Origin of the sequence: Hymenobacter sp. BT730, from assembly GCF_030542105.1 — a bacterium.
Classification (GTDB): Bacteria; Bacteroidota; Bacteroidia; order Cytophagales; family Hymenobacteraceae; genus Hymenobacter.
The window spans coordinates 1-13,861 of sequence record NZ_JAUOFB010000005.1 but is presented as its reverse complement, the minus strand read 5'-3'; the positions used below and the strand labels follow the sequence as shown (position 1 = coordinate 13,861).

At 52.8% G+C, this 13,861-nt stretch carries 11 protein-coding genes and 2 tRNA genes; 9 read left to right on the top strand and 4 right to left on the bottom strand.

Features of this window, described 5'->3' with window-relative positions:
* Window positions 1-35: 35 nt before the first annotated feature.
* The 3 genes from Q4G72_RS13820 to Q4G72_RS13810 all read right to left on the bottom strand — a co-directional run bounded on the left by Q4G72_RS13820 (window position 36) and on the right by Q4G72_RS13810 (window position 5,100).
* The gene (locus tag Q4G72_RS13820) at window positions 36-1,601 is read right to left on the bottom strand and encodes an acyl-CoA carboxylase subunit beta (RefSeq protein ID WP_303312019.1); all 1,566 of its coding nucleotides are present in this window, start codon (window positions 1,599-1,601) and stop codon (window positions 36-38) included.
* 148 nt (window positions 1,602-1,749) lie between these two features.
* Window positions 1,750-4,350, bottom strand: coding sequence for an ATP-dependent Clp protease ATP-binding subunit (locus Q4G72_RS13815; RefSeq protein WP_303312018.1), 2,601 nt, complete (start codon window positions 4,348-4,350; stop codon window positions 1,750-1,752).
* A 129-nt stretch (window positions 4,351-4,479) separates the two neighbouring features.
* A complete protein-coding gene (locus tag Q4G72_RS13810; protein ID WP_303312017.1) occupies window positions 4,480-5,100 on the bottom strand; it encodes a WbqC family protein in 621 nt (206 codons plus the stop codon).
* A 107-nt stretch (window positions 5,101-5,207) separates the two neighbouring features.
* Here Q4G72_RS13810 and Q4G72_RS13805 point away from each other — a divergent pair, with 107 nt between their 5' ends.
* Together Q4G72_RS13805 and Q4G72_RS13800 are read left to right on the top strand one after the other, a co-directional pair.
* On the top strand, window positions 5,208-6,080 hold the full coding sequence (locus tag Q4G72_RS13805) for a hypothetical protein (protein WP_303312016.1): 873 nt from the start codon (window positions 5,208-5,210) through the stop codon (window positions 6,078-6,080).
* On the top strand, window positions 6,077-6,985 hold the full coding sequence (locus tag Q4G72_RS13800; RefSeq protein WP_303312015.1) for a lysophospholipid acyltransferase family protein: 909 nt from the start codon (window positions 6,077-6,079) through the stop codon (window positions 6,983-6,985). The genes Q4G72_RS13805 and Q4G72_RS13800 overlap by 4 nt, the downstream gene beginning before the upstream one ends.
* Before the next feature lie 93 nt (window positions 6,986-7,078).
* Here the strand turns inward: Q4G72_RS13800 and Q4G72_RS13795 are convergent, their stop codons facing one another.
* Window positions 7,079-7,708 (bottom strand): L-threonylcarbamoyladenylate synthase, encoded by a 630-nt coding sequence (locus Q4G72_RS13795; protein WP_303312014.1) that lies wholly within the window; start codon window positions 7,706-7,708, stop codon window positions 7,079-7,081.
* Between the two features lie 295 nt (window positions 7,709-8,003).
* Here Q4G72_RS13795 and mltG point away from each other — a divergent pair, with 295 nt between their 5' ends.
* The 7 genes from mltG to Q4G72_RS13760 all read left to right on the top strand — a co-directional run bounded on the left by mltG (window position 8,004) and on the right by Q4G72_RS13760 (window position 13,065).
* A complete protein-coding gene (mltG, locus tag Q4G72_RS13790; RefSeq protein WP_303312013.1) occupies window positions 8,004-9,080 on the top strand; it encodes an endolytic transglycosylase MltG in 1,077 nt (358 codons plus the stop codon).
* A gap of 53 nt (window positions 9,081-9,133) precedes the next feature.
* On the top strand, window positions 9,134-9,655 hold the full coding sequence (locus Q4G72_RS13785) for an acyl-CoA thioesterase (protein WP_303312012.1): 522 nt from the start codon (window positions 9,134-9,136) through the stop codon (window positions 9,653-9,655).
* 52 nt (window positions 9,656-9,707) lie between these two features.
* Window positions 9,708-10,670: a YihY/virulence factor BrkB family protein gene (locus Q4G72_RS13780; RefSeq protein WP_303312011.1), complete on the top strand. Its 963-nt coding sequence runs from the start codon at window positions 9,708-9,710 to the stop codon at window positions 10,668-10,670.
* A gap of 100 nt (window positions 10,671-10,770) precedes the next feature.
* Window positions 10,771-10,860, top strand: a tRNA-Ser gene (locus Q4G72_RS13775).
* A gap of 52 nt (window positions 10,861-10,912) precedes the next feature.
* Window positions 10,913-10,997: transfer RNA gene (locus Q4G72_RS13770), tRNA-Ser, on the top strand.
* A gap of 1,368 nt (window positions 10,998-12,365) precedes the next feature.
* A complete protein-coding gene (locus tag Q4G72_RS13765; RefSeq protein ID WP_303312010.1) occupies window positions 12,366-12,701 on the top strand; it encodes a hypothetical protein in 336 nt (111 codons plus the stop codon).
* A 109-nt stretch (window positions 12,702-12,810) separates the two neighbouring features.
* On the top strand, window positions 12,811-13,065 hold the full coding sequence (locus Q4G72_RS13760) for a hypothetical protein (protein ID WP_303312009.1): 255 nt from the start codon (window positions 12,811-12,813) through the stop codon (window positions 13,063-13,065).
* The last annotated feature ends 796 nt before the right edge of the window (window positions 13,066-13,861 follow it).

Below are 13,861 nucleotides of genomic sequence, written 5' to 3'. Positions count from 1 at the left end.
GATTAGCTTAACGCTAAAAAGTACAGCCAGGATAATTACAGCGGGATATTGCCGTGTTTCTTACGTGGCAGCGTATCCACTTTGTTTTCCAGCATCTTGAAGGCTCGGATCAGCTTCTGACGCGTCTGCGAGGGCAGAATTACCTCGTCCACGAAACCGCGGTGGGCGGCGCGGTAAGGCGTAGCAAATTTCTGCTGGTACTCATCTACCTTCTCCTGCAGCTTGGCTTCGGGGTTTTCGGCCTGGGCAATTTCCCGCTTGAAGATGATTTCTGCAGCACCTTTGGCACCCATTACTGCAATTTCGGCCGTAGGCCAGGCGTAGTTCATATCGGCCCCAATGTGCTTGGAGTTCATTACATCATACGCCCCGCCATAGGCTTTGCGCGTAATCACAGTGATGCGCGGCACGGTGGCCTCGCAGAAAGCGTAGAGCAGCTTGGCACCGTTGGTAATGATACCACGCCATTCCTGGTCGGTGCCGGGCAGGAAGCCGGGCACGTCTTCCAGCACCAGCAGGGGAATGTTAAACGAATCGCAGAACCGTACGAAACGGGCCGCTTTGGTAGAAGCATTAATATCGAGCACGCCTGCCAGCACCGATGGCTGATTACCCACAATGCCGATGCTGCGGCCGCCCAAACGGGCAAAACCGACTACAATGTTCTCGGCAAAGTTCTGGTGTACCTCCAGGAAGGAGCTAGCATCAATAATGCCCTCAATCACCTCCCGAATGTCGTAGGGTTGGTTGGGGTTTTCGGGAATGATGGTGTCCAGCACCGGGCGGCTTTCATCCGCCGCCTCGTAGGGCAGGGCCGGAGCGGTTTCCTCGCAGTTCTGCGGCATGTAGCTCAGGAGCTGCTTAAGGTGGTTGATACAGGATACCTCGTTAGCACAGGAAAAATGCGTTACCCCGCTCTTGGCCGAGTGGGTGCTGGCACCGCCTAGCTCTTCGCTGGTCACGTTTTCGTGCGTTACAGTCTTCACCACGTTGGGGCCGGTCACGAACATGTAGCTCGTGTCTTCCACCATCAGAATGAAGTCAGTAATGGCGGGCGAGTACACGGCTCCACCAGCGCACGGGCCCATAATGGCCGATAACTGAGGTACTACACCGGATGCCAGAGTATTCTTGTAGAAGATATCGGCGTAGCCGCCCAGGCTTACTACACCTTCCTGAATGCGGGCCCCGCCAGAGTCATTGAGGCCAATAACCGGCGCCCCGTTCTTCATGGCCAGGTCCATAATCTTCACAATTTTCTCGGCGTGGGTTTCGCTCAGAGAGCCGCCGAAAACCGTGAAATCCTGGGAGAAAACATAGACCAAACGGCCGTTTACAGTGCCGTAACCTGTCACTACACCGTCACCCAGATAATACTCCTTGTCAAGGCCGAAATCCTTGGAGCGGTGCATCACAAACTTGCCGATTTCCTCAAACGAGCCTTCGTCCATCAGCAGGTCTACCCGTTCGCGGGCCGTGAGCTTGCCTTTTTTGTGTTGGGCCTCGATGCGGGCTTGACCTCCACCTAGCAGGGCTTCGGCGTTTTTACGGGCCAGAATTTCGGTTTTGCTCAGTTGGGCTTCAGCGTGTGGGTCAGACATTGGGTGGGGATAGGGTAATCGGAAAAGCAACCGGAAAGAAGATCAAAGGTAACCAACAGGCGAAAAGATTGGCGCCCGATTTTTTGCACGGCATAAACAAAAAGGGCTGACCATATTTGGTCAGCCCTTTCCGTATTTCACTTGGCAGTTATTTGCCCTTCTCAGCATCCGGCGCGTCGGGTTCCGGAGTTTCCTCCGGCCGTTCGTCGCTGGCGAGTTTGGGGGTTTCCCCGCTCTTGCTTACGGCAAACGTCAGTTCCTCGGCACCTTCTTTAAAGTCGGCCGTGATAACGTCGCCCTGGGCAATCTGCGCCTTCAGGATTTCCTCCGCAATCGGGTCTTCAATGTATTTCTGAATAGCCCGGTTGAGCGGACGAGCACCGAATTTAGGGTCGTAGCCTTTCTCGGCCACGAAGTCCTTGGCGGCTTCCGTCAGTTCTACGCGGTAGCCCAGTGCCTGCACCCGCGAGAGGAGCTTGGCCAGCGAGATGTCAATGATTTTGTGAATGTCTTTCTTCTCCAGGGAGTTGAAGACGATTACATCGTCCAAGCGGTTCAGGAACTCCGGCGAGAAGGTTTTGCGCAGCGCGTTGGTGATGGTGCTCTTCGTCAGCTCATCCATATTCTCGTTGCGGGCCTTCGTGCCGAAGCCGATGCCTGCTCCGAAGTCCGCCAGGTCGCGGGCTCCGATGTTGGAGGTCATGATGATGATGGTGTTGCGGAAGTCCACCTTGCGGCCAAGGCCGTCGGTCAGAATACCATCGTCCAGCACCTGCAGGAGCAGGTTATACACGTCCGGGTGCGCCTTCTCAATTTCGTCCAGCAGGATAACCGAGTACGGCTTGCGGCGGATTTTCTCCGTCAGCTGACCGCCCTCTTCATAGCCCACATAGCCGGGAGGCGCGCCCACAAGGCGCGATACGCTGAATTTCTCCATGTACTCCGACATATCAATCCGCACGAGCGAATCTTCCTTGTCGAAGAGGTACGTAGCCAGCACTTTGGCCAACTCCGTTTTACCCACACCGGTGGGGCCGAGGAACACGAACGAGCCAATCGGCTTTTTCGGGTCTTTCAGGCCTACGCGGGTACGCTGGATGGCCTTCACCAATTGCTTGATGGCCTTTTCCTGCCCAATTACTTTACCCTGCAACTCCTCACCCATGTTGAGCAGCTTCTGGCTTTCGTTCTGGGCCACGCGGCTCACCGGAATGCCGGTCATCATGGCAATAACTTCTGCCACGTTTTCCTCCTTCACGGTGTAACGCTTCTTCTTGGTCTCGTCTTCCCAGTTCTTTTTGGCCTGTTCCAACTGCTCCAGAAGCTTTTTCTCCTTATCACGGAGTTGTGCGGCTTCCTCGTATTTCTGCGACTTCACCACGCGGTTTTTCTCCGTCTTGATGTTCTCAATGCTCTCTTCGAGCTTCAAGATATCCTCGGGAACCACAATGTTGTTGATGTGCACGCGGGCACCGGCCTCATCGAGAATGTCGATGGCCTTGTCTGGCAGGAACCGGTCGCTCATGTAGCGGTCCGACAGCTTTACGCAGGCCTCAATAGCCTTGTCGGTGTACACCACATGGTGGTGGTCCTGGTACTTGTCCTTGATGTTGTGCAGGATTTCGATAGTCTCCTCGGGCGTGGTGGGGTCCACCATGACCATTTGGAAACGACGGGCCAAAGCGCCGTCTTTCTCGATGTACTGCCGATACTCATCCAGGGTGGTAGCGCCAATGCATTGAATCTCGCCACGGGCCAGGGCAGGCTTGAACATATTGGAGGCATCCAGCGAGCCGGAAGCCCCACCAGCGCCCACAATAGTGTGCAGCTCATCAATGAACAGGATTACGTCCGGAGACTTTTCCAGCTCGTTCATCACGGCCTTCATGCGCTCCTCAAACTGGCCGCGGTACTTGGTGCCGGCCACCAGAGAGGCCAGATCCAGCGTTACCACGCGCTTGTTGAACAGCACACGGGATACTTTCTTCTGCACAATGCGCAGGGCCAGGCCTTCGGCAATAGCCGTTTTACCTACACCCGGCTCACCAATGAGAATAGGGTTGTTCTTCTTGCGGCGCGAGAGAATCTGAGCTACACGCTCAATTTCCTTTTCGCGGCCCACAATGGGGTCTAGCTTGTCGTCCTCGGCCAGCTTGGTCAGGTCACGACCGAAGTTATCGAGCACGGGTGTGCGCGACTTTTCGCCCGGTTTCTTGGCCGTAGAGCTGCTGCCTGATTTGGAAGAGCTGCCAAACAGTTTGTCGTTATCGTCGTCGTCGGTATCGGAAGGACCGGCGGAAGGCCCCGGCGTGTTGCCGTGGTAGTCTAAGGAGTCGCGCACTGCTTCGTAGTTAACGTTGAACTTAGCCAGAATCTGGGAAGAGATATTGTCTTCATCGCGCAGAATCGAGAGCAGCAGGTGCTCCGTGCCGATGATTTCGCTCTTGAAGATTTTGGCTTCCAGGTACGTAATCTTGAGAACTTTTTCCGTCTGTTTCGTCAGCGGAATTGAGCCGGTAATACTGGTGCCTTGCGTAGCCGTATTGCGGGTGGCCTGCTCTAAGGCATACTTCAGCTCGTCCACGGAAACACCCAGTTTTTTGAGTAGTCCAATGGCCGTGCCTTCGCCCTCGCGAATCATGCCTAGCAACAGATGTTCGGTACCAATATAATCGTGACCGAGCCGGATGGCTTCTTCCCGGCTCAGGGAGATGACCTCCTTGACTCGATTTGAGAATTTAGCTTCCATGCAGATAAGGTAGTGAAGAAAAACGGAACCCTGCAAGCGTATAAAACATGTTTTAAGGCAGGGGAGGCCGTAGTTACCTGAAAACAGGTGGGTACGGACTAAGGTTCGGAAATAGAAGCGGCAAAGGCCCTACACGAGAAAACTGCCGGCGGCTGGCCCCTGCATAAACAGCAGGTCCAGGATGCTCAGACCAGGTACAAATTGTACGCCAAAGGTTTGCGCGTACGGGCGTACCGACGTCCTGTCAGGTTCCGGGGCAATAGGATCTTTGGGTGACAGCCAATCGCGCCGGTCGCGCATGGTGTCGGAGTCATACATAGGATGATATTCGGAGGTGAATTCCACAGGAATTCGCAGCCGCAGGCAGCGCAGGTAAAAAGAAAGCAGCGCCAGATTCAGGTCGAATAGCAGCGCCGGTTTCTGTACGTAAATGTCGTGCAGATAGTCGGCATAATACTCAAAATACGGGCTACCCCCATAGGCGGTTTGCAAGGTGCGCCAATGCTGGTGCACCCAGTTCTGCCGATAGTCGATTTCCAACGCGGTAATGAGCACTTTTTCGCTCCGGTTGCCATCTACTACCGGGATGGTAAGGGGCTTTACGCCCTGTGCGGTTAGTATCAGGCAACGGTTGCGGTAGGTTTGCTTTCGGTAATGCTCCTGGCTCTCCAGCCAGAGAGAATCTTGGCCTGCCAACTCAGCAAAAAATGCCGCTGGAGGGTTATATTGAGTTTCAAATAAAACAGGCATGATGCTAGCTTAGGGAGGACAGGCAACCGGCCAGCCGCGCCCAAGTTACAAGTTGCTGCTCCGGTCTGTACTATTGCTTTGCCGTACCTTTAGCCCGTCAACCTGTCATGAAAAGACTTCTGTTCGCCTTTCTGGGTGTTTTTCTGAGCTTTGCGGCGCTGGCCGGGGCACCCAAGCTTACGCTGGATGTAGCAGCTTTTCGCAACGACGACCGGGGACGGAACGGTGGCGTACTGGATATGTATGCTACCGTAGATGGCAACTCACTGGCCTACAAGCGCCGCGCCCCCCGAATTTTTCAGGCGGCGGCGTCCCTAACCTTAGAAGTCCTGGCCCAGGATGGCAAAATCGTGTATAGCGAAGTAGTGAAGCTCCGGCCACCGGTACTGAATGATACTACGCAGGCACTGAAAAACCCCATGAGCTTTCAGAAGCGCATTATGTTACCCGATGGTGTATATACGGTGCGGGGGCAGGTAACGGACCAATACCGGGCCGGAGGAAACCGCATTGTGGAGGTGCCCATTACGCTGGAATTTGATAAGCCCGGCCTGCGCCTGAGCGACGTGGTGGTGCTGGCTAAGCCTGCATCCCGCTCTTCGGCGCAAACCAACTTCAACCGGGGCGGCTATATGCTGGTGCGCACCCCTGGCGGCCTGTATGGCCGTGGTGCCGATAAGCTATACCTGTATGCCGAGCTGTATAATGCCCCGCAGGAGCAAACCCTCACAACTAAATATCGTCTGCGTCCGGTAGGGGCCACTCGTGACGTGGCCACCCTGGCTGGTACAGCCAAGCCCGTGGCCGGAGCCCCCCATTTGCTGATTGCAACCATGGATATTGCCAAGTTGCCGGCCGGGGATTACGATTTAATTGTGGAAGTTCGCGGGGCCAAAAGCAAGCTGGTGGCCAGTAAAACCACGCGGGTGCAGCGCCAGCCCGACACGTACGCCCCGGCCGGGGCCGTTATTAATCCATGAGTTCACCTATTGCCCAACCCACGTATCCGTGGTATTATCGTCCGCTCGACTGGTTTTTACGGGGGCTGGCTTCCTTGCCGCTCACCGTTTTGTACGGGCTGGCCGAAGTGCTTTACTTTTTAATGGCTTACGTGTTTCGCTACCGGGAAAAGGTGGTGTTGGAAAATCTGCGTAACTCCTTTCCGGAAAAAACTGAGGCCGAGCATCGGCAGCTGGCCCGTCGGTTTTACCGGCACTTTGCGCAGCTGATAGTAGAGATTCTATGGTTGCGGCAGGCTACACCGGCCCAACTGTCCAGGCGCGTTTCGTTTCCTAATAAGCACATCATCACGGATAAGCTGGCCCAGGGACGTTCTATGCTGGCAGTAGGCTCTCATGCCGGTAACTGGGAATGGATTCTGACCTCGGGCGTCTTGCAGATAAACGCACCGGCCGTAGGTGTGTACCAGCCCCTGAATAGCCCATTTTTTGATGATTTCATGTACAAGCTGCGCACCCGCACGGGGGCTGAGCTGGTTACTATGCGCGAAACGATTCGCTATATGGTTGCCAGTTCAGACCGGCAGCAGCTACTGTGCATGCTCAGCGACCAAAGCCCCAGTAACCCCAAAAACCGCTACTGGACCCAACTGCTGCACCAAGAAACCGGTTTTTATACTGGTGCCGACCGCCTGGTGGCACAGTTTCAGCTACCAGTAGTGTATGTGAGCATCCGACGCCTGCGGCGCGGACACTATGAAGCGTTTCTCACTGAGCTGTTCGATGGCAATACGCCCCTGGACCCAGAAAAACATCAGATAACAGAAGCCTTTGCGCGGGCCATGGAAAAAGATATTCAGGCTGCCCCGGCAGATTACCTCTGGTCGCACCGCCGCTGGAAGCACCAGCGCCCGGCCGGGGAGTAACATTCACAGGTTATCCAGCCTATTATAAGGCAGAAATCCCCAGGTAGTTTTGCAACTGCCTGGGGATTTCTACTGAAGGAACGGACTGGTTTTCTACAGATACTGCTCAATGTCGCCGGCACCCTGGCGCACAATATTGAAATCCTCATCGGTGCAGTCTACCACGGTGCTGGCAATGTTGTTACCAAAGCCGCCGTCGATTACTAGGTCTACCAGGGGCCGGTATTTCTCGAAGATGAGGTCAGGGTCGGTGCTATATTCCAGAATTTCGTCTTCATCCCGAATGGAGGTGCTCACAATGGGGTTGCCCAGCTCGCGCACCAGTGCCAGGCAAATGTTATGGTCAGGTATGCGGATACCCACCGTCTTGCGCTTTACGCCACCATATTTCGGGGCTTTGGTGCTGGCTTCAAAAATGAATGTGAACGGCCCCGGTAGCGCTTTTTTCAGCACTTTATAGATGGGAGTGGTAATGCCGTTGGCGTAGTCGGTGATGTGCGAAAGGTCGGAGCAGATAAAGGACAGATTGGCTTTATCTGGTTTGATGCCTTTGATGCGGCAAAGCTTCTCCACGGCTTTGGAATTGGTAATGTCGCAACCCAGCCCATAAATCGTATCAGTTGGATAAATGATGACACCGCCGTTACGCAGGATGTCCACCGCTTGCTGAATGCGGTTTAGCGGTGGGTTATCGGGGTGAATGCGAAGCAGCGTGGCAGACATAGGGGAGGAGCTAAGATGGAAACAATAAAAACCAGGTAGGCCGCCTTACAGCAAGGCAGGCGCGACCGGGGCAATGTACTAAGCCGAAAAGATAACTTTCACTAGTTCGGTGTTTTCCCCGCTGGGGTTGCGCTTGGGCTGCTAATTCTGCTTAAGACTGGCATGTAGAGGCTAGGTTGGCAAAAGATGAAGCGCAGAAGCGTACTTTTGCGAGTCGAAGCGGTAACAACCCGGACGCTACCGGTCTGGCATCGACTTTCTTCTTTTCTATCTCTACTTTTCGTCCTGCCTTCGCATGGCCACAACACCCCGCATCGACTACAAAGCCCGCGCTATTCGCCGCCGCAACCGGTTTGCCGCCATTACGGCCATTTTGGGACTACTGTTCGTCACGTTTTCCTATTATTTCTACCAGGTTTTCTTCACGGCCAACGTAGAAACCAAAGGCCGGCCCACCTATGTGCTGGTGCGCCGCGGCGAAACGGCCAAAGCCGTACTGGACTCCATTGATGCCACTGGCGTGATTGTGGACAAGCTCAGCCTGCACTTTGTAGCTCGCCTGATGAAGTATGATAAGCTGGTGAAGCCTGGTCGTTACGAGTTGAAGGATGGTTATACCAACCGTCAGCTGATTTCCGACCTGCGCGCCGGCCGGCAGTCGCCGCTTAAGCTCACCTTTCAGAACATCCGGCTGCGCGAGGACCTGGCCCGCAAGCTCAGCACGGCCATCGACTCGCGCCCTGGTCAGTTCGATTCGCTGTTGAGTAGCCCCAGCTACACCAAAGGCCTGGGTTTCGACACGACGAGCATCCTGACGATGTTCATTCCCAATACCTACGAGCTGTATTGGAACTCCTCGCCCGATAATCTCATGCAGCGCATGAAAAAGGAATACGAGAAGTTTTGGACGCCCGCCCGCGACGCCAAGCGCAAGGCCCTGAACCTCAGCCGGGCGCAGGTAAGCACACTGGCCAGCATTGTGGAAGCCGAGCAGCAGCAACACGCCGATGAGCGCCCCCGCGTGGCCGGCGTGTACCTCAACCGCCTGAAGCGCGGCATGAAACTGCAGGCCGACCCCACGGTGGTGTACGCCAACCAGGATTTCACCATCAAGCGGGTGCTTAACGTACACTTGCTGAAAGACTCGCCCTACAACACCTATAAATATGCAGGCTTGCCCCCAGGCCCTATCAACCTGCCCAGCATTGCCAGCATTGATGCCGTGTTAAACCCCGAAAGCCACCAGTACCTGTATTTCTGTGCCAAGGAAGATTTCAGCGGTTACCATGCCTTTGCCCGTAATGAGCAGGAGCATCTGGTAAACGCCCGCCGGTATCAGGCTGCCCTGAGCCGGGCCGGAATTATGAAATAAATCGGTTTCCAGTGAATAGTTGGCCTTTAGCGGGCCACTTATCCAAGGGAACTATGAACACGCAACTGACTATGTATAGCCACGACACTGCCATCCGCGTCCGCTACGCCGAAACCGACCAGATGGGCTATGTGTACCACGGTAACTACGCGGCGTACTTTGAAGTAGCCCGCACGGAAGCTTTCCGGCAGCTGGGCATCCGCTACAAAGACCTGGAGGCCGATGGTGTAGGCATGCCGGTAGGGGAGATACGCACCCGCTTCCGCCGCCCGGCCCGCTACGATGACCTGCTCATGGTGCGCCTACTGTTAAAGCAGCCGGCCGAAGGCTCACGCATTTTGTTTGAGTACGAAATTTATAATGAGGCTCAGGAACTGCTTACGGAAGGCCACACACTGATGGTATTCGTGAGTACTGCCAATGGCCGCCCGGTACCTATTCCACAGGATATTCAGGCCAAGCTGGCGCCCTTTTTTAGTGAAGACGAACTTACGAGCCCCCTCACGCCGCCCAAGCAAAAGCTGCCTTCGGAAGCGCCTGCCCCGGCTGCTTTCCTGAAGGGAAATGAAAGCTAAGTTTCCCGATACTCCAACTTTCATCACTCAGAATGCAGATATGTTAATGCGTATGCCCCGCCGGTATCAGGTTTCCAACATGCGCCAGCAGCGCACGTACCGGAAGCTTATTGTCTGGCTGAAGCGGCTGCGTTTTAATAGGGGCAAGGCTTCCGTTTATGATGTGGTAGACCACATGATTCAGGAACTAAAGCTGGATAGTGTGACGAAGCGGGCCAGCTACATGGCCTTCAACTTCACAGTTTCCATCTTTCCCACCATTATCTTTCTGTTCACGCTCATTCCTTACATCCAGATTCCTAACCTGAACCTGGATATTCTACAGTTTCTCTCCGATTTCATTCCGCGGGAGATGTACGTAGTCATTGCCGATACCATTGAGGACATTGTGAACATTCCGCACGGGGGCTTGCTCTCTTTCGGTTTTGGGGCGGCGCTGGTACTTAGCTCCAATGGCATTATGGCTCTGCTGGATGCCTTCGATAAAAAGTACCACACCTTTAAACGGCGTACTTACCTGCGGAAGCGCGTCATAGCTACCCTGCTGACGGTGGTATTGGCCATGGTGCTGATCATCTCTATTGCCGGTATCTTCTTTGGTACTTATATCATTGACACGCTGGTGTTTTACGAAATTGTGCCCGAGCGGCTCACGGCCGTGCTTATCATGCTGCTGCGTTATGGCTCCGTAGTAGGGCTATTCCTGCTCACTACCTGCCTTATTTATTACTACGTGCCAGCCGTGCAGGACCGATGGCCCTTTTTCTCCGCCGGCGCGGTAGTGGCCACGCTGCTCATTTTCCTGGTTTCGTCTTTATTCATCCTTTACATCAAAATCTTCGATTCCTACAACCACTTCTATGGCTCTATTGGGGCGCTGGTGGGCTTTATGGTGTGGCTTGATTTTGTGTGTATGACGCTTATTGTGGGATTTGAAGTAAATGTGAGCATTGATGCCGTAACCGGAAGGTTGAAACGGTATGTGATTCGTAATGAGGAGTTAGCCAATCATTAAGAGTCATTCCAGGAAAAAAAACAAAAAAATAGGAACGCAAGCTTGCGCCAGGCAGGGCAGAAAGCTACTTTTGTCGTCCCAATCCACTCAATTGGGCCTTAGAGAGGTGGCAGAGTGGTCGAATGCGACGGATTCGAAATCCGTTATACCTGCAAGGGTATCGGGGGTTCGAATCCCCCCCTCTCTGCCAGCAGCTTTTTCTTTCGCGGGAAAAGTTGTTTGTTTACTACCGCGGAACCTTTAGAGGAGTGGCAGAGTGGTCGATTGCGGCGGTCTTGAAAACCGTTGAGGGTTAAACCTCCGGGGGTTCGAATCCCTCCTCCTCTGCAGAAAAAGCCCCGTTTCCAGTTTGGAAACGGGGCTTTTGTATTCCCGGGTACACGTTAGTGTATATGTTTATGTTGAGTATATCAGTCCTATTGTAGAAAGCTCATATTTCTAACAACGGACTATCTAAGTCGAAGCTCAACAAATTGTAGTTGTTAAGTCAAAGGCAAAGACTAGCAAATTTCGCCTTTAAATAAGGTCCAATGCCTGAGATTTATTGAAACTCAATATTGAGCTTGTCCCATTACTTAAACCACCGTTTGTAAAATGTGACAAGCTGTTAAGAACCGCCAGCGCAGATTTACTGGACCTTATGGCACCAGAACTTCACATCGAAGCGGCCCTTAGTGCCTTTACCTCCTTGCTACTGGGCAAACTCAATACCGGCCGGACTCCACTCACACCCCGAGGTCAACTAGGCCAGCAGAACTAGGGTATTTATTTCAATTAGTGCAAGACACTGTTATAATACGATTTCTCCAAACCCATAATTGTATTCCTAACTCTTCACATTCATACACAGTTTGATATTTGCCATTTTTATTCATTCCAGGCACATAATATGTGCCACTGGGTATGATAGTTATTTTAAATAGATGTTGAAATTCAACTAAAGGCATTCTGATTAATTCGAATCCTTTATATATGCATGAATATCTGCACGTTATGGAGCTTATTTTTTTCTTGTCATCTACATAAACGGACAAAGGGGGATTTTTGAGGATGTATAGATCTTCCAAGAAATCATCGCCTGCTTGAAAGAACTCATATTCATCAGGGAGGCATTCTTTAATGGGTTCGTTAAAGAATATGCCAGCAACACCTCTTTGGGGATTTAATATCACTTCTTTGTATTTCATCTTTTTATTCCTCTACGGCATTTAAGCCCTGCCCTTTCTGCCTGGTCTGTTTGCTTGCCAATAATAGTAGTTGATTTGCGTAAGCTATCCTGAAAAATTACTCTTTAAGGAAGCTGCCTCGATATAACCTAAAACTGCTCCTTTTCCGAGGACTGCCCTGGAACTAATTATATGTTAAGGGACGAAAATAAGTTATACGGTGAACTGCTTATGCTTCAGCACTTCCCTAAAATCCTGTTTCTCAATCTTGCAGAAACTGGCTTATAGTGCAGACATAGTGGCGGGGCGGATTTTACTCAGCAATAGCGGAACCAGCTCGTCCACATCGGGCAGGCCTGGCTGCCGCCACAACTCCACACCTTGTGCACCAGAACTAAGGCGGGTAACTCACTAGGTTGAAAGCTATGGACTACTGCCGGGTACCTGACAACACCAATCCGCTGAACGTGCGGGTGGGCAACCGGAGTTTATTCACTCGCTTTCCGCCACCTATATTCAGTTTAATGCGGTGAATAACCGCAGCGTGTATGCCCTGCTGCGTGGCAACTCCGTGCAGGATCGGATTGTCTCGTCCACGGCATTTACCCCATCCGGCGTGCAGATTATCCGCCCGGTGAATGCCGATGGCTATACCACCTTAAACGGCTTCTTATCCCTGGGGCAGCGGCTGGCCTGGCACAAGCTGAACGTGAATCTTTTCACCAACGGCAACCTGACGCGTAGCACTAACCTGGTAAGCGCGCAGCCCGAACATGCCCACAACTGGAGCCTGGGACAAGGAGTGAGCATCAATTCGGCCTTTAATGATCAGCTCGAATTCAGTTTAAGCGGTAATCTCACCTAAGAGCGGGCCACCTACTCCCTGCTGCCCCAGCAAACACTTCTTTCCTCACCCAAACCCTCTCGGGGGATTATACTACCAACTGCCGTGCCGCTGGGTTTTCACCAGCTAGGTGTGGGTAAATCGGTATACCGGCCGGGGCGAGGGCTACAACCAGCAAGTGGTGCTTTGGAATGCCAGTGTGGCGCGGCAGTTCTTTGTCAACCGGCAGGGAGAGTTAAAGCTGCAGGCCTATGTCCTGCTGCGGCAAAATCGGAGCGTGGTGCGCAACGTAACCGATACCTATCTGGAAGATGTGCGCAGCCGCGTGCTCACGCAGTATTTCCTGCTAAGCTTTAATTACAACCTGCGTAGCTTCGGCAAGTAGGTGGCAAGGACAAGTTTTAGGGCAGCTGCCAGACAAGTAGGAGCTTATAACATTAAATGAATCAACGCTCGTTGGAATGAAGTGAATGCCACAGAACAGGTTCCGATAAACTTTATTGAGCATAAGCTAAAAGGAGTAAGCGCAATGGAACCCGGTGGCTCCCGGAGTTTTGGTGCCGCGAAGTTTAGTGCTGTTGGTATTGCCTTATGCTGACAGCACCATTGTTTGGATGTGGAGGCGGCTCCAATTACGGCATAAAAAGCTTGCGGCTTTATCTGGCCAGACAAGCAGGGTAATACGCCCTTTTCCAATCTTAATACAAAGCAATAGTATAAAATATTTTATATTTACTATGATATATTTTTACTGTAAATTAAGATAGAGCTGATAGACGCCTTTCAGGTAGAGGGGTAGTGAGGGAGATGATTACGGTGCTGCTTGCCTATACTGGACTATATACATTACGGCCCCGTCCATAGGAAAAAGTTAACATAAAAGGCTTTGCTCATTTTGGGCCAGCCATGCTTCTATAAAATAGAGGCCTGAGAAAAAGTAGGCATTCCGGATTTGGAATGGACCGATAGCAAGCTGAGTAAGAGCTTCACCACACCGTTGTGGCAGGGGAGGGTTGAGGATGTATTGCAAGGCATTAAAAGGAGCAGACGATGAAAAACTGTTTCTTCCTTCTTTTCTTTCTGAGTGTCTTAATCGGTAGCCACCCCTTGCGCGGTCAGGCGCCGGTGACGGGGTTTACGTCGACGACCTTGTCGACGGGCTGGGATGAGGCCGTGGGGCT

Excerpts from the sequence above, each read along its gene's own strand:
- Q4G72_RS13820 (WP_303312019.1), bottom strand. The coding sequence starts at position 1,601 with ATGTCTGACCCACACGCTGAAGCCCAACTGAGCAAAACCGAAATTCTG.
- Q4G72_RS13815 (WP_303312018.1), bottom strand. The coding sequence starts at position 4,350 with ATGGAAGCTAAATTCTCAAATCGAGTCAAGGAGGTCATCTCCCTGAGC.
- Q4G72_RS13810 (WP_303312017.1), bottom strand. The coding sequence starts at position 5,100 with ATGCCTGTTTTATTTGAAACTCAATATAACCCTCCAGCGGCATTTTTT.
- Q4G72_RS13805 (WP_303312016.1), top strand. The coding sequence starts at position 5,208 with ATGAAAAGACTTCTGTTCGCCTTTCTGGGTGTTTTTCTGAGCTTTGCG.
- Q4G72_RS13800 (WP_303312015.1), top strand. The coding sequence starts at position 6,077 with ATGAGTTCACCTATTGCCCAACCCACGTATCCGTGGTATTATCGTCCG.
- Q4G72_RS13795 (WP_303312014.1), bottom strand. The coding sequence starts at position 7,708 with ATGTCTGCCACGCTGCTTCGCATTCACCCCGATAACCCACCGCTAAAC.
- mltG (WP_303312013.1), top strand. The coding sequence starts at position 8,004 with ATGGCCACAACACCCCGCATCGACTACAAAGCCCGCGCTATTCGCCGC.
- Q4G72_RS13785 (WP_303312012.1), top strand. The coding sequence starts at position 9,134 with ATGAACACGCAACTGACTATGTATAGCCACGACACTGCCATCCGCGTC.
- Q4G72_RS13780 (WP_303312011.1), top strand. The coding sequence starts at position 9,708 with ATGCCCCGCCGGTATCAGGTTTCCAACATGCGCCAGCAGCGCACGTAC.